At 67.3% G+C, this 19,848-nt stretch carries 16 protein-coding genes and 1 tRNA gene; 14 read left to right on the top strand and 3 right to left on the bottom strand.

Annotated features, from left to right (window positions below):
- Window positions 1–38: 38 nt before the first annotated feature.
- The 4 genes from ACH4TV_RS08485 (at window position 39) to ACH4TV_RS08470 (ending at window position 4,482) form a co-directional block, all read left to right on the top strand.
- Complete coding sequence (locus tag ACH4TV_RS08485; RefSeq protein ID WP_398395626.1) at window positions 39–965, top strand: bifunctional DNA primase/polymerase; 927 nt, start codon at window positions 39–41, stop codon at window positions 963–965.
- The gene (locus ACH4TV_RS08480; protein ID WP_398395624.1) at window positions 962–2,512 is read left to right on the top strand and encodes a YfjI family protein; all 1,551 of its coding nucleotides are present in this window, start codon (window positions 962–964) and stop codon (window positions 2,510–2,512) included. The genes ACH4TV_RS08485 and ACH4TV_RS08480 overlap by 4 nt, the downstream gene beginning before the upstream one ends.
- Before the next feature lie 315 nt (window positions 2,513–2,827).
- Entirely contained in the window at window positions 2,828–3,019 is a 192-nt protein-coding gene (locus tag ACH4TV_RS08475) for an AlpA family transcriptional regulator (protein WP_019889482.1), read from the top strand.
- Window positions 3,016–4,482, top strand: a complete 1,467-nt coding sequence (locus ACH4TV_RS08470; RefSeq protein ID WP_398395622.1) for a tyrosine-type recombinase/integrase — start codon at window positions 3,016–3,018, stop codon at window positions 4,480–4,482. The genes ACH4TV_RS08475 and ACH4TV_RS08470 overlap by 4 nt, the downstream gene beginning before the upstream one ends.
- A 66-nt stretch (window positions 4,483–4,548) precedes the next feature.
- Here the strand turns inward: ACH4TV_RS08470 and ACH4TV_RS08465 are convergent, their stop codons facing one another.
- The 3 genes from ACH4TV_RS08465 to ACH4TV_RS08455 form a co-directional block, all read right to left on the bottom strand.
- Window positions 4,549–5,403 (bottom strand): hypothetical protein, encoded by an 855-nt coding sequence (locus ACH4TV_RS08465; protein WP_398395620.1) that lies wholly within the window; start codon window positions 5,401–5,403, stop codon window positions 4,549–4,551.
- A complete protein-coding gene (locus ACH4TV_RS08460; RefSeq protein WP_398395618.1) occupies window positions 5,375–6,184 on the bottom strand; it encodes a hypothetical protein in 810 nt (269 codons plus the stop codon). Before ACH4TV_RS08460 ends, ACH4TV_RS08465 begins: the two co-directional genes overlap by 29 nt.
- Window positions 6,185–6,486: 302 nt before the next feature.
- Window positions 6,487–6,558, bottom strand: a tRNA-Arg gene (locus tag ACH4TV_RS08455).
- A gap of 165 nt (window positions 6,559–6,723) precedes the next feature.
- Here ACH4TV_RS08455 and ACH4TV_RS08450 point away from each other — a divergent pair.
- The 10 genes from ACH4TV_RS08450 to rpmE all read left to right on the top strand — a co-directional run bounded on the left by ACH4TV_RS08450 (window position 6,724) and on the right by rpmE (window position 19,793).
- Window positions 6,724–7,194 (top strand): response regulator, encoded by a 471-nt coding sequence (locus tag ACH4TV_RS08450; protein ID WP_398395616.1) that lies wholly within the window; start codon window positions 6,724–6,726, stop codon window positions 7,192–7,194.
- A gap of 148 nt (window positions 7,195–7,342) precedes the next feature.
- The gene (nrtL, locus tag ACH4TV_RS08445) at window positions 7,343–8,362 is read left to right on the top strand and encodes an ArgS-related anticodon-binding protein NrtL (RefSeq protein WP_398395614.1); all 1,020 of its coding nucleotides are present in this window, start codon (window positions 7,343–7,345) and stop codon (window positions 8,360–8,362) included.
- Between the two features lie 42 nt (window positions 8,363–8,404).
- On the top strand, window positions 8,405–9,796 hold the full coding sequence (gene lysA / locus ACH4TV_RS08440; RefSeq protein ID WP_398395612.1) for a diaminopimelate decarboxylase: 1,392 nt from the start codon (window positions 8,405–8,407) through the stop codon (window positions 9,794–9,796).
- A gap of 147 nt (window positions 9,797–9,943) precedes the next feature.
- Window positions 9,944–11,236: a homoserine dehydrogenase gene (locus ACH4TV_RS08435; RefSeq protein WP_398395610.1), complete on the top strand. Its 1,293-nt coding sequence runs from the start codon at window positions 9,944–9,946 to the stop codon at window positions 11,234–11,236.
- A 6-nt stretch (window positions 11,237–11,242) separates the two neighbouring features.
- Window positions 11,243–12,301, top strand: coding sequence for a threonine synthase (gene thrC / locus ACH4TV_RS08430; RefSeq protein ID WP_398395608.1), 1,059 nt, complete (start codon window positions 11,243–11,245; stop codon window positions 12,299–12,301).
- A 309-nt stretch (window positions 12,302–12,610) separates the two neighbouring features.
- On the top strand, window positions 12,611–13,540 hold the full coding sequence (thrB, locus tag ACH4TV_RS08425; protein ID WP_398395606.1) for a homoserine kinase: 930 nt from the start codon (window positions 12,611–12,613) through the stop codon (window positions 13,538–13,540).
- Between the two features lie 445 nt (window positions 13,541–13,985).
- Complete coding sequence (gene rho / locus ACH4TV_RS08420; protein ID WP_398395604.1) at window positions 13,986–16,064, top strand: transcription termination factor Rho; 2,079 nt, start codon at window positions 13,986–13,988, stop codon at window positions 16,062–16,064.
- A 184-nt stretch (window positions 16,065–16,248) separates the two neighbouring features.
- Complete coding sequence (locus ACH4TV_RS08415) at window positions 16,249–18,006, top strand: trypsin-like serine protease (RefSeq protein WP_398395602.1); 1,758 nt, start codon at window positions 16,249–16,251, stop codon at window positions 18,004–18,006.
- Window positions 18,007–18,215: 209 nt separating this feature from the next.
- On the top strand, window positions 18,216–19,322 hold the full coding sequence (locus ACH4TV_RS08410; RefSeq protein ID WP_398395600.1) for an LCP family protein: 1,107 nt from the start codon (window positions 18,216–18,218) through the stop codon (window positions 19,320–19,322).
- A gap of 246 nt (window positions 19,323–19,568) precedes the next feature.
- Complete coding sequence (gene rpmE, locus ACH4TV_RS08405) at window positions 19,569–19,793, top strand: 50S ribosomal protein L31 (protein ID WP_006381676.1); 225 nt, start codon at window positions 19,569–19,571, stop codon at window positions 19,791–19,793.
- Window positions 19,794–19,848 lie beyond the last annotated feature (55 nt).

Genomic DNA, 19,848 nt, shown 5'->3' with positions numbered 1-19,848 from the left:
GTTCTCCGTCCCTTCGACAGAAACAGGAGACCTCCAGCATGACACCAACCCTCGCCCCGGCGCTGCTGCGCGCCGCCTTGGCCGCCGCTGAGCGCGGCTGGCCCGTCTTCCCCCTGCGCTCAGGCGACAAGCGCCCCGCCGGACACCCCGAACGTAACTGCCCCCGCACCGGCCGGTGCACGGACGGTCACCGCACCCCAGAGCAGCGCGCCACCCTCGACGCCGAGAACATCAGCGTGTGCTGGCAGGCGGCCCCCTACAACGTCGGCATCGCCACCGGCCCCGCCAACCTCGTGGTCGTAGACCTCGACATCCCAAAGGACGACACCGACATCGCACCGCCTGAATGGGCGGGCATGGCCGATGGCCTGGACGTGTTCGCCGCGCTGTGTGAGCGCGCTGGCGAGAGGTTGCCGACCGAGACGTACACGGTGCGCACCCGCCGGGGCGGACAGCACCTGTACTTCACCGCACCTGCCGAAAAGCGGCTACGCAGCACGGCGGATGCGCTGGGGTGGAAGGTCGACACCCGGGCTTGGGGCGGGTACGTGGTTGCGGCCGGCAGCGTTGTGGGCGGAGCACCGTACGAGATCATTCACGACGCACCCCCGGCCCCCCTCCCTGCGTGGCTTGGTGACCTGCTCACTCCGCAGCCCGCACCCGCCCCAATGCCGCTTGCGGAGCTGTCCGCCCGGATGCGCAACGCCACCGCCTACAGCACCGCAGCGCTGCGTGGGGAGCTGGAAAAGGTGCTGTCCGCCCGTGAGGGCGGTCGTAATCGTGCCGTGTACTTCGCCGCGTACGCCCTCGCACGGATGATCCGTAACGGGGACATCACCGAGGCCGCTGTCAGCGGCGAACTCATGAGCGCCGGGCAGTCGATCGGCCTGCCCGCCGGAGAGTGCCGCACCGCGATCCGCTCCGGACTCACCCGCGGCGGCGCACTGGAGGCGAGTGCGGCATGAGGACGCAGCCCGTGGACAGCTCCGAACTGTGGGCCGGATTCGAGACCCTGGACGCACAGCAGACAGCCGCCGCGCCATGGGAGGAGCCGATCCCGCTCACCGCCCGCCGCGAACTCCCCGCCTTCCCCACCGAGGTCTTCCCGGCCTGGCTCGGGGACTTCGTCCGAGCGGTCGCGGAGGAGACGCAGACGCCGGTGGACATGGCCGCCTCGCTCGCGCTCGCGGTGCTGTCGACCGCTGCCGGGGGCCGCGCGGTGGTCCACGTCCGGGGCCGCTGGCGTGAGCCGACCAACGCGTTCGTCGTTGTCGCGCTGCCTCCGGGCAACCGGAAGTCGGCTGTGTTCTCCCTGATGACCAACCCGCTCTACAAGTCGGAAGCGCTGCTGGCCGCAGCATCGGCCAGCAGCATCATCGAAGCGGAGATCACGGCGAAGCTCGCCAAGGAGGTTGCGGAGAGCGCAGCCGTCAAGGCGGCCCGTGCGGACGCCGACAAGCGCGATCAGCTCGTGGCCGAGGCCATCAGCCTTGCGCAGACCGCCGAATCTCTCACCGTGCCTGCCAAGCCCCGTCTGCTGGCCGATGACGCGACGCCGGAGGTTATTGCCTCACTCCTGGCCGAACAGGGCGGCAGACTGGCCGTGATGAGCGCTGAGGGCGGCATCTTCGACATCATCGCCGGACGCTACTCGGGCACCCCCAACATGGAGGTCTTCCTCCGTGGCCAGGCAGGCGACCGGCTGCGCGTGGACCGGCGGGGGCGAGAGGAGTTCATCGAAGCACCCGCGCTGACCATGGGTCTGACGGTGCAGCCGTCCGTCCTGGAAGACATCGGTCGCATCAAAGGAGCAGGGGACAGGGGCCTGTTGGCCCGGTTCCTGTACTCGCTGCCGACTTCCCTCGTGGGGCACCGCAAGATCCTGCCCGACACCATCCCCGACGAGGTGGCCGACACCTACGAGGAACGTGTCATCGCGCTGACCATGTCCCTCGCGGACTGGACAGACCCGGCAGTCCTCCAGCTCTCGCCCGAGGCGAACGATGTGCTGGTCGCCTACGAGCGGCGGCAGGAACCGCGGCTGCGCAAACGCGGTGGGGACCTCGGGCACATCGGCAACTGGGCCGCGAAGCTGGGCGGCGCGACCTGCCGCCTCGCCGGGCTGCTCCACCTCGCCACGCACACCGAGAACGGGCACACCCAGCCCATCACCGCAGACACCATGCGCGACGCGGTGAAGCTCTCGGACTACTTCACCGGTCACGCCCTGGTCGTCTTCGACCTCATGGGCGCCGACCACACCGCCAACCGCGCCCGCATCGTCTACGAGCTGTTGCGCGCCAACGAGTGGACCGAGATCAGCAAGCGCGAAGTCATGACGAAGCTCTCGCGCTCCGAGTTCCCCACCGTGGCGGATCTCGACCCCGCGCTGAACCTGCTGGAAGACCACGGGTACATCCGGGCCCAGCCCGTTCACCGCTCCGGCGGACGTGGCCGGCCACCGTCCCCGCGCTACTTCATCCACCCCCAGTTGAGCGAACCGGCCGTCTGACCTCCGCCACAGAAACCACAGAATCACAGAAATAACCCCGCACCGCCCCTGACCTGCACTAACGCGGCCAGGGGCCGCAGGCAGGCGACTGCCACAGAAACCTGCAGAAGAACCACACAAATGCGAGCCCACCCCGGCCCGCTTATTTCTGTGGGACTTCCCGCGCTTTCTGTGGCAGCCCGCCCAACCACGCCCGGACCGCTGTTCTCCCAGCTCAGAGCACCCGCCCCGGCTTTCTGTGTATTTCGTGGTTTCTGTGGCGGCCCTCAGACGCTCCGGTCCCCACCTGCTTGCTCTCTCGCCCAAGGAGGAGTCGTGGCCAAGCCCCGCGACGAGAAGTTGACCATCCCTGAAGTCATCGAAGAGATCGGCGTACCACGCTCCACGTTCTACCGCTGGCGGCAGCTCAGGAAGGGCCCCAAGGCCATCAAGCTCCCGAACGGCTCGGTGCGCATCCGTCGCTCCGAACTGGACCGCTGGATGGAGACCTTGGAGGAATCCGCGTGAACCATCGCAAGACCAGCGAGACCCCGGGCGCCCGCGACGGCGGGCGCCCGTCCGGGGCTGAGACACCGGCCCCCACCCTTTCCACCGACGTACGGGTGTGGAAGGTCAACAAGGTGAGGAGCAAGAGGGCGCCGTATCAGCTCCGTTGGACAGTCGCGGGCAAGGTGAAAGCGTCCAGCTTCACCACGGTCGCGCTCGCTGAAAGTCGCCGCTCGGAGTTGTGGCAAGCCATGCGCAAGGGCGAGGCGTTCGATGTGGACACCGGTTTGCCAGATTCCGAACTCCGGGCCGCAGCGGCGAAAGAGAACACCAGGCCGGATCCGTCATGGTGGGACTTCTGCCGCGAGTACATGGCAGCGCGGTGGCGTACCACAGCAGCGAAGACGCGTGAAGGCATCGCCGATAGCCTGGCCACTGTGGCGATCGCCATGATGGGCGACGGAGCCAAGGCACCGACACCTGAGGAAGTGCGGCTGGCTGTGCGCTGGACTGTCATACCAGCCCACAAGGACGAAGAGCCCCCGCCCGACCTCGTGGCCGCCTGCACGTGGCTCTCCAACCGTTCGCTTCCTCTGTCCGCGCTGACGGACCCGAGAACGCTCCGGGACGTCCAGTACCGGCTCTCTTTCAAGTTGGACGGCACCCCAGCGGCAGGGGAGACGTACAAGCGGCGTCGCCGCGGCTTCAACACCGCCATGGAGCACGCGATCGAGTCGGGCTACCTGGACGAAAACCCGCTCGCCAACGTGAAGCGGACCGGATCTACGGGCAGTGACGTGGTGGACCCTCGGGTTCTGGTCAATGCGGCTCAAGGGACTTCACTCATCACGGCCGTCTCGTACGTGGGGTCTGTGCACCGCAATCGTGGCCGTCGACTGGTCGCGTTCTTCGGTTGTCAGCTCTACGCCGCAATGAGGCCGGCGGAAGCGGTCGGGTTGCGAGAGAAGGACTGCTATTTGCCCGAGACGGGCTGGGGGACCCTCACTCTTAGGGAAACCCGCCCGGTGTCCGGCAAGATGTGGACCGATTCGGGGCAGCGCCACGACAAGCGAGGGCTCAAGTCGCGTGAGGTTAAGGCCGACCGGCCTGTCCCCATACCGCCGCTGCTGGTCGCGATGCTCCGTGAGCACGTCAAGGAGTTCGGTACGGCCAAGGACGGCAGGCTCTTCGCCAATGAGCGTGGTGGCGTGCTGGGGACGTCCAGCTACTGGAGGGTGTGGCAGGAAGCAAGACCCATTGCGCTCCCACCGGACAGGACGGATTCCCCGCTCGCGCTCCGACCCTACGACCTTCGGCACACCTGCATCACGAACTGGCTGAACGCCGGGGTCCCTGTGGCGGAGGTCGCCCGTCGTGCGGGAAACTCCCCGGAGGTCATCCACCGCCGCTACGAGGGTTGCATCGACGGTCATGAAGAATTGAACAACGCGAAGATAGAACGCGCTATGGGGTGGATAGGCTGAAGTGAATCAAGCGGAGAACGGCGGCTCGTTGGGGATCGATATCTCTAGTCAGCCGCCGCTCTTCTGTTACGCAGAGGCCGTTCGCTGGGCCCACAGTTCATTCAGGTGTTCTTTTTCCTGATCGTATAGCCACTTCGGGATGGGTGGTGCGCTTGCGGTAGTTACGCGGTAGTCGCCGTAGACTGCTAGAATCGTTCCGAGCTTATCCCGTCTCAGTTCCTCCTCGGAGAATGAAGCCAGCAAATCGAGGCGAGTGTCAAGGCGCTCACTTTTCGCTTCGGCCGATTTCCAGGACCGAACCTCGCTGAACTGAGTCAGTGCCGCACCCGATGCTAGGCCCGCTACAAGCACTCGGGCCAAGATGAGACTGCGATCTCCGGAGGCCAGAGGGAAGGCCACAAGAATGAGGACGACCGTCATTGCGGTGAATGCCCAGAGAATCCGGGCGTAGTGCGCCGCCGTCTTCCGGTATTGGTGCATATTCCAGAACGCGTTCTCTTGCAGATGGTCGCACAGCCTTCGCATGCCAATAGGCGAGTCGCTCGCGAAGTAGTCCGCTGCTGCTGGCTCTGCGGCCTGCTGAGTAGGAGCGGGGCTGGCGCGGCTAAGCCATCTGTTGAGCTCAAGACGTTCTTCGGTGCTCCCTAGTGCATCTAGCGAAAGCCCGTGCGTTCTTCCTTCTTCGCCGTTGCTGTGGAAATCCCCTGCCTTGTCTCGGAAGATCCAAGAGCAGACCTGAACTCCGAGCGCCAACAATGCAGGAATGTATGTATAGGGATTCGATATAATGATTGTTGCGGTACTCAAAGCGAAGGTGGCGAAAGGTAGTCTGCGACTCCACTTGTACCAGTAGTTCGCCTTTTCTAGCTGGCTATCCGCTATGCCGATTACCTTAAGTGATGACAGTTGGGAACCGGTCACCGAATAGCCTCCTCCATAGTTCGATAGATTTCTGGGTGTCGCCAGATCGCCAGCTTGAATACGCTTCTTCGGCAATACTCTTAGATTCCAGCAGTGTCGACGCTTTCGGTGAGTTTATATCAACTGAGCGTTCGATGGAATTAAACATCTCAATTACTGCGCGCGGGAGTTCTGGAATGTCATCCGTGAATGACTTGTAGGCGATGATCTCAATTTCGTGCGACGATACCGGTTGACTGTGGGTCTTGCTCCACCATTTGCACAACCGGATCAACTTCTTGAAGTCATCGCCGAGACGTTCGGTGGTTTCTCTAACTATTCTAGATTGCTCTTCAGGGGCGTACGCTTGCCACCCTTCTTGACTGGGGGTAGGGATCCGATATACGTCGTCACCTGCGCTATTGGTTCCGGAGTGAATTGCAGCCAATACATCGACCGTGACACCCTCTGTATATGCAACGCGGACGGCATTTTCGGATACCTCTACGTGCGACTCCGTCTCTCGCAGAATCTTTGCGATAGTAGTTACGAGAGTGGCGGAGTCGGCTTGTGCAAGTTGATTCTTGGATTCAATTACTGCCACGATGTCAACGTCCGAGAATTTGCGGATAGCAGTAGACCTTGTCATGGATCCCGTAATTAGGCACTCTCGTACCTCGGGCCGTTGCTCGATCTTTTGCGACAGACGTCGTCCCTGTTCAAGGGCAGTCGCCTTCTCGTTGTCCGAAAGTGTGATGTATTGAAGGAAGTCATCAAACAAATCTGCGATTGGGTAAGTCATTTCGAGAGGAGCATTCGAGTCCCGTGGGAAGTCTCTGTACTGATAGATCCACAGTGTGCCGCATGCCGGCGTGTGCCACAGCCGTTACGTTCGGATCGCGGTGACCCTGCCGGTGTGGCTCGCTTCGAAGTCAGGGTTCGAGGCGGATGACTGGTGCTCGGCGACGTCAAGATCTCACTCGCCCCTCACTCGGGAGTGGTGCTAGACAACGACAAAGAGCCGGACCCAGTGGGACTGGATCCGGCTCTCAACGCCTGGCACTTGCGCTGGTCAGAGAGTCAACCTCGCTGATCAGAAGGAAGTGCCCCCGGCAGGATTCGAACCTGCGCACACGGCTCCGGAGGCCGTTGCTCTATCCCCTGAGCTACGGGGGCGTGTCTGGCGCGTTGCGCGGCGACGAGTAGAACCCTACCAGCTCGTTCGGGGTGATCAGGAACGGGTTTTGGAGGGTGGTGGCGGCCGTGGCAGGCGCCGATCTCGCACAGGTGGAAGTCGGGAAAACCCGGACGCGGTGGCCGGTCTCGACCTACCCTCAAGTTGTGCCGGGCGTGTCCGGCCGGGTGCTTGTTGTGGACGACAACAAGGTCATCCGGCAGCTGATCAGGGTCAACCTCGAACTGGAGGGTTTCGAGGTCGTGACCGCGGCTGACGGTGCCGAGTGTCTGGAAGTCGTTCATCAGGTGCGGCCCGACGTCGTCACCCTCGACGTCGCGATGCCCCGGCTCGACGGACTGGGCGCCGCCGCCCGACTGCGCGCCGACCCCCGTACCCGCGACCTGCCCCTCGCGATCATCAGTGCCTGTACGCAGTACGAGGTCGAGGCCGGCCTCGATGTCGGAGTCGACGCGTTTCTCGCCAAGCCCTTCGACCCGTCCGAACTCGTAAGCCTCGTACGGAAGTTGGCCGAGCGGGAGCGGGGCGACGCCTCCTTCGAGAGCGCCCTCGGGCCCGTTGGCTCCCTCGGCGCCCCCGGAGAGACCGAGCGCGCCGGCTGGACCGCCGGCGGCTGACACTCGCCGTCCTCCCAGCCCCCCGACCTGCCGTGCTCCCTCTCCTCCCTTCCCGTTCCGTCCTCCCGCTCCGTCCACATAGCGGGATACCCGCCCCCACCCCAAACCCAGTCGCCTACCCACCCCCCTCCTCCCATACGCTTGTCCCGTGACCCCCGTCGAGCTCTCCCGTAACGTGCTGTGCGCGGTGCGTCGTGCTGTCGACGCCGGGGAGCTGAGTGTCGCCGTCCCCGCACGGGCCGTCGTTGCCGCGCCGGGGCCCGGTGGTTCCGGGGACTACGCGACGAACATCGCGTTGCAGCTGGCCCGGCCCGCCGGCCGCACCCCCCGGTATGTCGCCGAAGTCCTGCGCGAGCGGATCAGCGTCGCCCCCGGTGTCCGGGGCGTCGAGATCACCGGGCCCGGGTTCCTCAACATCAGCCTCGACAGCGCCGCTCCCGCAGCCCTCGTACGGGAGATCCTCACCCAGGGTCTGCGGTACGGGCACAGTGAGGCCCTCGCCGGGCGGGAGCCTCTGTCGGTGCGGCTGCCCGTCGAGCGCGAGCCCCGGGCCGAAGCGGTCGCCGACGCGGTCGCACGGATCGTCGCCACCCAGGGCGGCCGAGTCCGTCTCCGGCGCGGCACCGGCGACGCACACGAGGGCGACGTCCTCGATCTCCGCACCCTTCCCACCGCCACCCCTGCCTCCGGCGATACCGCCCCCCTCGGCATCGACGCCACCCGCTGGGCCCTCCTCCACCCCGCCCCGCACGACCGGCCGCGGCTCGGCGCCGAGCATCTGGTCCAGCGGGAGAGCAACCCCCTCTTCCGGGTGCGTTACGCCTATGCCCGCACACGTGCCCTCGGTCGCAACGCCGCCGGCCTCGGCTTCACCGCGTACGCCGGTGATCTGGCCGACGTAGCCGCGGCCCAGAACCTCCTCGCCCCCCTCGCCGACCACCCCCGCCTTCTCCTCAGCGCCGCCACCCACCGCGCTCCGGACCGGCTTGCCCGGCATCTCGTCACCCTTGCCGATGCCACGCTTGCCTTCGTTCCCACCGTGCTGCCGCTCGGCGACGAGAAACCCTCGGCCGCCCACCGTGCCCGGCTCGCGCTCGTCGAAGCCGCCGGGACGGTGCTGGCCGGCGGCCTGTCCCTGCTCGGCATCGACGCACCCGAGTACCTCTGAATGCCTCAATACCTCTGACACCACCGAGGAAGCCGCACAGCCATGAGTCGTTCCGCACACCCCGCCGGGCCCCGTCACGCCGACGTGCTGCCCGAGGGACACCCCTCCGCGCCGCCCGCCGACCTCAACCACCTGGACCGGAAGGTCTGGGCGTCGACCGTCACCCGTACGCCCGACGGAGTCGTCAGTGTCGGAGGGATCGAGGTCACCCGGCTCGCCGAGGAGTTCGGCACCCCCGCCTACCTCATCGACGAGGCCGACTTCCGTGAGCGCGCCCGCGCCTGGCGTACCGCCTTCGGGCCCGACGCCGATGTCTTCTACGCCGGTAAGGCGTTTCTGTCCCGGGCCGTCGTGCGCTGGCTGCACGACGAAGGGCTCAACCTCGACGTGTGTTCGGGTGGCGAGCTGGCCACCGCCCTCTCCGCCGGTATGCCCGCCGACCGCATCGCCTACCACGGCAACAACAAGTCCGCGGAGGAGATCGAGACCGCCATCCGCGCCGGTATCGGGCGGATCGTGCTCGACTCCTTCCAGGAGATCGTCCGCGTCGCCCATATCGCGCAGTCCCTCGGTAAGCGGCAGCGCGTGCAGATCCGTATCACCGTCGGCGTGGAAGCACACACGCACGAATTCATCGCGACCGCCCACGAAGACCAGAAGTTCGGGATTCCGCTCGCGGGCGGGCAGGCCGCCGAGGCCGTGCGGCGGGCTCTGCAGCTCGACGGGCTCGAACTGATCGGTATTCACTCGCACATCGGGTCGCAGATCTTCGACATGTCGGGGTTCGAGGTCGCCGCGCACCGCGTTGTCGGGCTGCTCAAGGACATTCGTGACGAGCACGGGGTCGAGCTGCCCGAGATCGACCTCGGGGGCGGGCTCGGTATCGCCTACACCAGCGCCGACGATCCTCGCGAGCCGCACGAGATCGCCAAGGCGCTCAACGAGATCGTCAGCCGGGAGTGCGAGGGCGCCAAGCTCCGTACTCCCCGCATCTCCGTCGAGCCGGGACGCGCCATCGTCGGGCCCACCGCCTTCACTCTCTACGAGGTCGGCACCATCAAGCCCCTCGACGGGCTGCGTACCTATGTGTCGGTCGACGGTGGGATGTCCGACAACATCCGGACCGCGCTGTACGACGCCGAGTACAGCGTCGCTCTTGTGTCCCGGACCTCCGAGGCGGCGCCCATGCTGGTCAGGGTGGTCGGCAAGCACTGTGAGAGCGGGGACATCGTCGTCAAGGACGCCTTCCTGCCCGCCGACCTGGCACCGGGTGACCTGATCGCGGTGCCGGCGACCGGCGCGTACTGCCGGTCCATGGCCAGCAACTACAACCACGCCCTTCGGCCGCCCGTCGTCGCCGTGCGCGACGGTGAGGCACGGGTGATTGTCCGGCGGGAGACCGAGGAGGATCTTCTGCGTCTTGACGTGGGGTGACCCGGTCATGCCGGGCGGCGGAAGATCTCCTGTCTTTCGCCGCCCGGAAAACGAAATAAACATCTCACGATCCGGACGATGGCTAGAAACTTCGGTCCGGTGGGTGAGACTTATCAAACCGTAGACGGTATGAGGAAACGAGGTCGGATGATGCGTACGCGTCCGCTGAAGGTGGCGCTGCTGGGCTGTGGGGTTGTCGGCTCAGAGGTGGCGCGCATCATGACGACGCACGCCGACGATCTCGCCGCGCGCATCGGCGCTCCCGTCGAGCTTGCCGGGGTCGCCGTGCGGCGGCCCTCCAAGGTGCGTGCAGGCATCGACCCGGCCCTCGTCACCACCGACGCCACCGCCCTCGTCAAACGGGGCGACATCGACGTCGTCGTCGAGGTCATCGGGGGCATCGAGCCCGCGCGCTCCCTCATCACCGCCGCCTTCGAGCACGGTGCGTCGGTCGTCTCCGCCAACAAGGCCCTCCTCGCCCAGGAGGGCGCCGCCCTCCACGCCGCCGCCGAGGGCCACGACGTGGACCTCTACTACGAGGCCGCCGTCGCCGGTGCCATCCCCCTCATCCGGCCGCTGCGCGAGTCCCTCGCCGGCGACAAGGTGAATCGCGTTCTCGGGATCGTCAACGGGACCACCAACTTCATCCTCGACAAGATGGATTCCACGGGGGCCGGGTATCAGGAGGCGCTCGACGAGGCCACCGCCCTGGGATATGCGGAAGCCGACCCGACCGCCGATGTCGAGGGGTTCGACGCCGCCGCCAAGGCCGCCATCCTCGCCGGAATCGCGTTCCACACGCGCGTGCGTCTCGACGACGTCTACCGCGAGGGCATGACCGAGGTCACCGCCTCCGACTTCGCCTCCGCCAGGAACATGGGCTGCACCATCAAGCTGCTCGCCATCTGCGAGCGCGCCGGCGACGGCCGGTCCGTCACCGCGCGCGTGCACCCGGCGATGATCCCGCTGACGCACCCGCTCGCCTCCGTGCGCGGCGCGTACAACGCGGTGTTCGTCGAGTCCGACGCCTCCGGACAGCTGATGTTCTACGGGCCCGGTGCCGGCGGTGCGCCGACCGCGTCCGCCGTGCTCGGCGACCTCGTCGCAGTGTGCCGCAACCGGCTCAGCGGAACCACCGGGCCGGGCGAGTCGGCGTATGCCGCACTGCCCGTCTCCGGCATGGGTGATGTCGTCACTCGGTATCACATCAGCCTCGACGTCGCCGACAAACCGGGCGTTCTCGCCCAGGTCGCCACCGTGTTCGCCGAGCACGGGGTTTCCATCGATACGGTTCGGCAGACGGGCAAGGACGGCGAGGCCTCCCTTGTCGTCGTCACCCATCGTGCGTCCGACGCCGCCCTGGGCGGAACCGTCGAGGCGTTGCGCAAGCTCGACACCGTGCGGGGTGTCGCCAGCATCATGCGGGTTGAAGGAGAGTAACCAGCAATGACCCACCAATGGCGCGGAATCATCGAGGAGTACCGGGACCGGCTGCCCGTCTCCGCCAGCACGCAGATCGTGACGCTCCGTGAGGGTGGCACGCCCCTCGTGCCCGCGCAGGTGCTCTCCGAGCGCACGGGCTGCGAGGTCCACCTCAAGGTGGAAGGCGCCAATCCGACCGGTTCGTTCAAGGACCGCGGTATGACCATGGCCATCACGCGGGCCAAGGAGGAGGGGGCCAAGGCTGTTATCTGTGCCTCCACCGGCAATACGTCCGCCTCCGCCGCCGCGTACGCCGTGCGCGCGGGGATGGTTTCGGCCGTTCTCGTGCCGCAGGGCAAGATCGCGCTCGGCAAGATGGGGCAGGCGCTGGTCCACGGCGCCAAGATCCTCCAGGTCGAGGGCAACTTCGACGACTGCCTCACCCTCGCCCGCTCCCTGAGCGACAACTACCCTGTGGCGCTGGTGAATTCGGTCAACCCGGTGCGTATCGAGGGACAGAAGACGGCCGCCTTCGAGATCGTCGACATGCTCGGCGACGCGCCCGACATCCACGTTCTGCCGGTCGGTAACGCGGGCAACATCACCGCGTACTGGAAGGGCTACACCGAGTACGCCGCCGACGGCATCGCCCGGCGCACCCCGCGCATGTGGGGGTTCCAGGCGTCCGGCAGTGCTCCGATCGTGCGCGGCGAGATCGTCAAGGACCCCTCGACGCTCGCCACCGCGATCCGCATCGGCAACCCGGCCTCCTGGAAGCAGGCGCTGGCCGCGCGCGACGACTCGGGCGGCCTCATCGACGAGGTGACGGACCGTGAGATCCTGCGCGCCTACCGGCTGTTGGCCGCGCAGGAGGGCGTTTTCGTCGAGCCGGCGTCCGCCGCGTCCGTCGCCGGTCTGCTGAAGCTGGCCGAGCAGGGCAAGGTCGACCCGGGCCAGACCATCGTCTGCACGGTCACCGGCAACGGTCTGAAGGACCCGGGCTGGGCCACCGAGGGCGCACCGAAGCCGGTCGTCGTCCCGGTGGACGCCGCGACCGCCGCCGAGCGACTCGGACTCGCGTAGACCACGTACTGAGCACCCGAACCCGGGTACTCCCTACGTACTCCCTACGACGGGTGCACAGGGGGCTTACGACACGCATCGTGCGCCTCCTGTGCGCCCTATGTCGCCACAGAACCTTCCTTCGATAAGCTGGGGTGAACCCGCCCGCCGCATATGCCCCCGCGTATGGCACGGCGCCGCGTCGTCTCAGCGGCCTGAGGGTCTCCACGTACGTCTCAGTGTCGACCCTCAGTTCGTCCTTCAGTTCGTTCTTCCGTTTCGTATCGAGTGTCTTCGACGAACTCGCAGCTCAAGGAGAGTCATCGAGCGATGGCCGGTCCAGCGTTCCGCGCCGCCGCCGTCCGGGTGCGCGTCCCCGCCACCAGCGCCAATCTCGGTCCGGGCTTCGACGCCCTGGGCCTGTCGCTGGGGTTGTACGACGACGTGGTCGTCCGGGTGGCCGACTCCGGGCTGCACATCGACATCGCGGGAGAGGGCAGCGAAACCCTCCCGCGCGACGAGAACCACCTTCTTGTACGGTCCCTGCGCACCGCCTTCGACCTGCTCGGCGGACAGCCGCGCGGACTCGAGATCGTGTGCGCCAACCGCATTCCGCACGGCCGCGGACTCGGGTCCTCCTCGGCCGCGATCTGCGCCGGCATCGTCGCCGCGCGGGCCGTCACCATAGGTGGCGACAGCCGTCTCGACGACGAGGCGCTGCTCGAACTCGCCACCGAGATCGAGGGGCACCCCGACAACGTCGCCGCCTGTCTGCTCGGCGGGTTCACGCTCTCCTGGATGGAGGCCGGAGCCGCCCGGGCGATCAGGATGGAACCCGCCCGTTCCGTCGTTCCGGTGGTTTTCGTCCCCGGGAAGGCGGTGCTCACGGAGACCGCGCGCGGGCTGCTTCCGCGCACCGTTCCGCACGTCGACGCGGCCACCAACGCGGGGCGCGCCGCCCTGCTCGTCGAGGCTCTGACCAGGCGTCCCGAGCTGTTGCTGCCGGCCACCGAGGACCGGCTGCACCAGGACTACCGGGCCCCCGCCATGCCGGAGAGCGCGGCGCTGGTGGAGCGCTTGCGGGCGGACGGCATCCCCGCGGTGATCTCCGGCGCCGGGCCCACGGTCCTGGCGCTGGTCGACGAGGCCACGGCCGACAAGGTGTCCCGGCTGGCGGGCGAGGGCTGGGCCGCCAACAGGCTGGGCCTCGACGCCCGGGGGGCGAGCGTCCTGCCGCTGGCCGGGCCCGGGGACAGCTAGGTCGCGGCAACGCTGCGACATTCAACACTGAGACATTCAACTACGTACGGTTGCCGGATTGGGAGAGGGGGAATGTTTGTTGGATCCGGTAGTGTTAACCTCAAGTCTGCACCCGACCCCACCATGGCGAGGTGCTTTGTGTCCCCGTCAGGGACAGACATTCTTCCGGGAGCCTCCCAAACCAATCTGTGTTTCATGCGGCGTTCCATTCGTCGTGTGCAGGCGCTGAGCGGTATTCAGGGCACGCTCCGGAACCGGTGTGACCAAGCCACCTGACACAGCCACATCAGTGTCATGGCTTTGGGAAACGCCATCACCAGAAACCTCTTCCGCCGCTTGGCGGACCACCGCCCCGGCACGGTCCACTCATGAAGGACCGAAGCCGGACAGCACAACCGGTCGCCGTGCCAGACAGGCCGACGTCCGCTCCAGGGAAGGACCCTTCGTGAGCGACACCACCGATCTGATGGGCGCACGTGTCGAGGAGACCGCTGCCGCGCCCTCCACGGACGCCTCCGCGCCTGCCGCCGGTGCCGGCTCCCGGCGGCGCCGCGGTACCGGCCTCGACGGCATGGTGCTGGCCGAGCTGCAACAGGTCGCATCCGGCCTCGGAATCAAGGGCACCGCGCGTATGCGCAAGAGCCAGTTGATCGAGGTCATCAAGGAGGCGCAGGCCGGGGGCGGAGCCCCCAAGGCGGCGTCCTCGTCGGCCTCCTCCACCGGGGACGCAGCCGAGACCAAGCCCAAGCGCCGCGCCACCTCCAAGGCCCGTACGGGTGAGGACGCCGCGCCCGCCGCCGAGAAGAAGGCGGCCGCGGTAGCGGTCAAGGCCGAGGCGCCCGCCGAGAAGGCAGTGGCCCAGCAGCAGATCGAGATCCCCGGTCAGCCCGCCAGCGAGGACGCCCCGGCCGAGCGCCGCAGGCGCCGCGCCACCGCCGAGGCCGGCAGCCCCGAGACGATTGTCGTCGAGGCCAAGAGCGAGCCGAAGGCCGAGACGCAGGCCGCGCAGACGCAGACCGACACCGGTGACGGCGACGGCCGTCAGGGCCGCCGCGACCGCCGGGACCGTGGCGACCGCGGTGACCGTGGCCGGGACCGCGACCGCCGGGGCGGCAAGAGCGACGAGCAGCAGGGCGGCGGCGCCCAGCAGCGCAGCCAGGGGCAGGGCCAGCAGCAGGGTCAGCAGAGCGGCGGCCGTCAGGACCGCCAGGAGCGCCCCGACCGCCAGGACAGGCAGCAGCGCGACACCGGCCCGCGGGACAACGGACCGCAGGACGACTTCGACGACGACGGTGGCCGCCGTGGCCGCCGTGGCCGTTACCGGGACCGTCGTGGCCGTCGTGGCCGCGAGGAGTTCGGCCCGGAACAGCCGCAGGTCGCCGACGACGACGTCCTGATCCCCGTCGCGGGCATCCTGGACATCCTCGACAACTACGCGTTCATCCGGACGTCGGGCTACCTGCCGGGTCCCAACGACGTGTACGTCTCCCTCGCCCAGGTCCGCAAGAACGGCCTGCGCAAGGGTGACCACGTCACCGGTGCGGTCCGTCAGCCCAAGGACGGCGAGCGGCGCGAGAAGTTCAACGCGCTGGTGCGCCTGGACTCCGCGAACGGCATGGCCGCCGAATCAGGCCGTGGCCGCCCGGAGTTCAACAAGCTGACGCCGCTGTACCCGCAGGACCGCCTCCGTCTGGAGACGGACCCGGGCATCCTCACGACCCGCATCATCGACCTCGTCGCGCCGATCGGTAAGGGCCAGCGCGGTCTGATCGTGGCCCCGCCGAAGACCGGCAAGACCATGATCCTGCAGGCGATCGCCAACGCGATCACCATCAACAACCCCGAGTGCCACCTGATGGTCGTCCTGGTCGACGAGCGTCCGGAAGAGGTCACCGACATGCAGCGGTCGGTGAAGGGCGAGGTCATCTCCTCGACCTTCGACCGCCCGGCCGAGGACCACACCACGGTCGCCGAGCTCGCCATCGAGCGTGCCAAGCGTCTGGTGGAGCTGGGTCACGACGTCGTCGTCCTGCTCGACTCGATCACGCGTCTGGGCCGTGCGTACAACCTCGCCGCCCCGGCCTCCGGCCGCATCCTGTCCGGTGGTGTCGACTCGACCGCGCTGTACCCGCCGAAGCGCTTCTTCGGTGCCGCGCGCAACATCGAGGACGGCGGTTCGCTGACCATCCTCGCCACCGCGCTGGTGGACACCGGGTCCCGCATGGACGAGGTCATCTTCGAGGAGTTCAAGGGCACCGGCAACGCCGAGCTCAAGCTCGACCGCAAGCTCGCCGACAAGCGCATCTTCCCCGCGGTGGACGTCGACGCGTCCGGTACCCGTAAGGAAGAGATCCTGCTCGGCAGCGACGAGCTCGCCGTCACCTGGAAGCTGCGTCGCGTGCTGCACGCGCTCGACCAGCAGCAGGCGATCGAGCTGCTTCTCGACAAAATGAAGCAGACGAAGTCGAACGCCGAGTTCCTGCTCCAGATCCAGAAGACGACGCCGGGCAACGGCAACGACTGACGTTCGTCGAGCAGTTCACCAAAGGACCACCCCTTGTTCCGGGGGTGGTCCTTTGTGGTGTATGGGCACAGGTGTACGATCACGCTCTTCGGGCCCGTTTTCGTGACGGGGCCCGAACTGACAATCCCTAGGGGGGACTTGAGTGGGTATAACCCTGTCCAATGAGGGCCGTCACAGACGTCGTGTGCGGATCGCCGTTCCCGTTGTCGCCGCAGGCCTCGCCGCCGCGGTAGCCGGCGCGCTGATGATGTCGCCCGCGAGCGCCGCCACCGCCCTGCCGCAGCCCACCGCCGACCTCAGCCGCAGTGCGCCCAGCACCGCCGAGCTGAAGGAGCGTGTCGCGGGCGCGGCCGCAGGCGACGGCACCCCGGGCGCCACGACGAGCAAGTCGGCGCTGACCGCCGGCGCCGTCGGCGGCACCAAGGAAGCACAGATCATCGGTGGTTCGACGACCACCATCTCGGCCGCGCCGTTCATGGCCCAGCTCTGGTACTACGACGACAAGGGCACCCCGGACGCGACTGGCGATGACGTCGACTTCTTCTGTGGCGGCGCCGTCATCGCGCCGACGAAGATCCTCACCGCCGCGCACTGCGTCAAGGGCTACAACTGGAACGCCAACGGCGCCGTCGTCACCGGTACCGCGACGCTTCCGGACGGCGACGGCAACACGAACGGGACCGTTTCCGGCGTCTGGCGTCAGTGGAACAACCCGACGTACAACTCGACGACGATCGACAACGACATCGCCGTCCTGACGCTCGCGTACCCCGTCAAGGCAGCGCCGATCCGGATGACGACGGCGGGTGACACCGCCTCCTACAAGGCGCTCACCAACGCCAAGGTCTACGGCTGGGGACGCACCACGTCCACCACCCAGGACATCTCCCAGACGCTGAAGACGGCCACGCTGCCGGTCCAGTCCGACGCCACCTGCACGGGCGCGTTCGGAAGTGACTTCGTCAAGGGCCACATGGTCTGCGCGGGCAAGCCCGCAACGGGCAGCGACGCCGGTACCACCAGCGCCTGCAACGGCGACTCCGGCGGCCCGCTCGTGGTCGGCGGCAAGATCGTGGGCGTTGTCTCCTGGGGTGTGACGAACTGCGTCGCGAAGGGCGCCTACAGCGTCTTCTCGAAGGTCACGTCGTACGTCGGTGCCGTGTACCCGCGGGTCGAGGACGCGAACCTCAACGACGACCACAGGGCAGACCTGTGGCTGCGCCGCGCCTCCACCAAGGTCGGCTACGCCAAGTACTCCACGGGCACCGGCTTCGGTGCGAGCCAGCCGTGGGGCAACTGGGACGGCGTCAACGTCGTCCTGCAGACCGACCTGAACCGGGACGACTACCAGGACCTGATCGTCCGTGAGAGTGCCTCCGGCGCCGTGTACTGGATGCACTACGTGCCCGACACCGAGGCCTGGGCCACGACGAAGATCTTCGCCAACTGGAAGACCCGCACCCGGATCATCACCCCCGGCGACGTCACCGGCGACTACAAGCCCGACGTTCTCTCGGTCGACTCCGCGGGCGCCCTGTGGATCTACCCGGGCAACGGCAACGGCACCTTCTCGGCGCCGTCCAAGGCCTCCACCGGCTGGAACCAGTACAGCTCGGTCGTCGGCCACGGCGACTTCAACGGTGACGGCAAGGCCGACCTGCTCGCCCGCACCAAGACGGGCTCGGTCGGCTACCTGCTCAAGGGCAACGGCAAGGCCGGCGCCCAGGCCTTCGCGGCCCGGGTCAAGGTGCGTACCTGGAGCGCCTTCAACACCCTGGTCACCCCGGGCGACGTGACCGGCGACGGAAAGGCCGACTTCCTGGCCCGTACGCCCGTCGGGAAGATGTACCTCTACCCGGGCACCGGCAAGGGCACGAGCGAGATCTTCGGCGCACCGAAGGTCGTCGGCACCGACTACAAGCAGTGGGACATCATCGGCTGAACCAGCAGGTGAACGGGGCGTTCTGAGCAGTCCGCGAGGAACATCCCGTACGTCCGGTCACGCACTGTGCCCTTCGCATCACGCGAAGGGCACAGTGCGTTGTGCAACCCTTTTTCCGTAATGACCGTCTGACTGACCAGGTGACGACGGAACCAGGACTGGCCCTGAAAGCAGGGGGTAACCGACCGGGACGAGACCGAGGGAAGCACATGTCCGCCGAGAGCAATCCGCTTGATCCCGTTGATCCCGCGACGCGGCCCAGCCGCCGCAAGCCTCGCGGCAAGCACTCCAGGGCACTGCTCATCACGGCCTGGACCGCCGCGGCCATCCTCGTGCTCGGCGGCACCGGCCTCGGGTACGTGTACTTCAAGCTCAACGGCAACATCAAGAGCGTCGACATCAACCAGGTCCTCGGCACGGACCGGCCCACCAACGTCGACAACGGCTCGGAGGACATCCTGGTCCTGGGCTCCGACACCCGCTCCGGCGCCAACAAGAAGCTCGGCGGCGGCACGGACGACGGCAGCGCCCGCTCGGACACCGCGATGATCGTCCACGTGTACGAGGGCCACAAGAAGGCCAGTGTGGTCTCCATTCCCCGGGACACCCTCGTCGACCGCCCCCGGTGCACCGACACCAAGGGCGGCACGCACGACGCGGCCTCCGGCGTGATGTTCAACTCCGCGTACTCCACGGGGGGCGCCGCCTGTGCCGTGAAGACCGTCGAGTCGCTCACCGGCATCCGCATGGACCACTACATCGAGGTCGACTTCACCGGCTTCCAGAAGCTCGTCGACGAGCTGGGCGGCGTGGAGATCACCACGACGAAGGACATCAAGGACTCGGACAGCCACCTGAACCTGAAGGCCGGCACCCACAAGCTGAACGGCGCACAGGCACTCGGCCTCGTCCGCACCCGCCACGGCGTCGGCGACGGCTCCGACCTCGGCCGCATCCAGCTCCAGCAGGCGTTCATCAAGGCCCTGGTCGACCAGATCAAGGACGTGGGCGTCCTGACGAACCCCAAGAAGCTCTTCGACCTGGCCGACACCGCCACCAAGGCCGTCACCACCGACTCCGACCTCGGCTCCGTCGGTTCTTTGACCTCCTTCGCAACGGGCCTGAAGAGCATCAGCTCCGCCAACATGACCATGATCACCATGCCGGTCGAGTACGACCCGGCCAATCGCAACAGGGTCATAGTGGACAAGGACAAGGCCCAGCTGGTCTGGAAGGCCCTGAAGGCCGACCAGCCCATCCCGGCAAGCGCAACAAAGGGCACGGCAACAGGAGACGCGGCAGGCGTGGTGAGCTGAAAAAGCAGGGGCGAAGCCCCCTGCTTTTTCAGGGGCGCGGGGAACTGCGCGACAAGCCCCCACGCACCCGCACCCGCCCGCGAACGCCACCCCACCACCCCCTCCCGCGCCCTCCGGGAATATCCAACCCCCACCCCCCGTTTTGGGGGATGCGCCCAGTCCTGGCAGACTGGTACGTCGGCCCCGGTTCACGCCACCGCACCCCGCGGCAGCGACCCGGCGCCCTCCCGAAACTAGGAGAACCCCTTGAAGCGCGAAGTCCACCCCGAGTACGTCGAGACCCAGGTCAGCTGCACCTGCGGCGCGTCGTTCACCACCCGCAGCACGATCACGAGCGGCAACATCCGCGCCGAGGTCTGCTCCGAGTGCCACCCGTTCTACACGGGCAAGCAGAAGATCCTCGACACCGGTGGCCGCGTGGCCCGCTTCGAGGCCCGCTTCGGCAAGGCCGCTGCCGGCTCCAAGAAGTAGCGAGGCACCAGCGCCGGTCCACGGTCGCCCTCCGGGGCGTACCTGGACCGGCGTT

The organism is Streptomyces sp. NPDC020898 (genome assembly GCF_044333925.1).
Classification (GTDB): Bacteria; Actinomycetota; Actinomycetes; order Streptomycetales; family Streptomycetaceae; genus Streptomyces.
This window is presented reverse-complemented; position numbering and strand designations above follow the sequence as displayed.

Bases quoted from the DNA above. Each gene is read 5' to 3' on its own strand.
- ACH4TV_RS08460 (WP_398395618.1), bottom strand. From the start codon at position 6,184: ATGACTTACCCAATCGCAGATTTGTTTGATGACTTCCTTCAATACATC.
- ACH4TV_RS08480 (WP_398395624.1), top strand. From the start codon at position 962: ATGAGGACGCAGCCCGTGGACAGCTCCGAACTGTGGGCCGGATTCGAG.
- lysA (WP_398395612.1), top strand. From the start codon at position 8,405: ATGAGTCGTTCCGCACACCCCGCCGGGCCCCGTCACGCCGACGTGCTG.
- thrC (WP_398395608.1), top strand. From the start codon at position 11,243: ATGACCCACCAATGGCGCGGAATCATCGAGGAGTACCGGGACCGGCTG.
- ACH4TV_RS08410 (WP_398395600.1), top strand. From the start codon at position 18,216: ATGTCCGCCGAGAGCAATCCGCTTGATCCCGTTGATCCCGCGACGCGG.
- ACH4TV_RS08435 (WP_398395610.1), top strand. From the start codon at position 9,944: ATGATGCGTACGCGTCCGCTGAAGGTGGCGCTGCTGGGCTGTGGGGTT.
- thrB (WP_398395606.1), top strand. From the start codon at position 12,611: ATGGCCGGTCCAGCGTTCCGCGCCGCCGCCGTCCGGGTGCGCGTCCCC.
- ACH4TV_RS08485 (WP_398395626.1), top strand. From the start codon at position 39: ATGACACCAACCCTCGCCCCGGCGCTGCTGCGCGCCGCCTTGGCCGCC.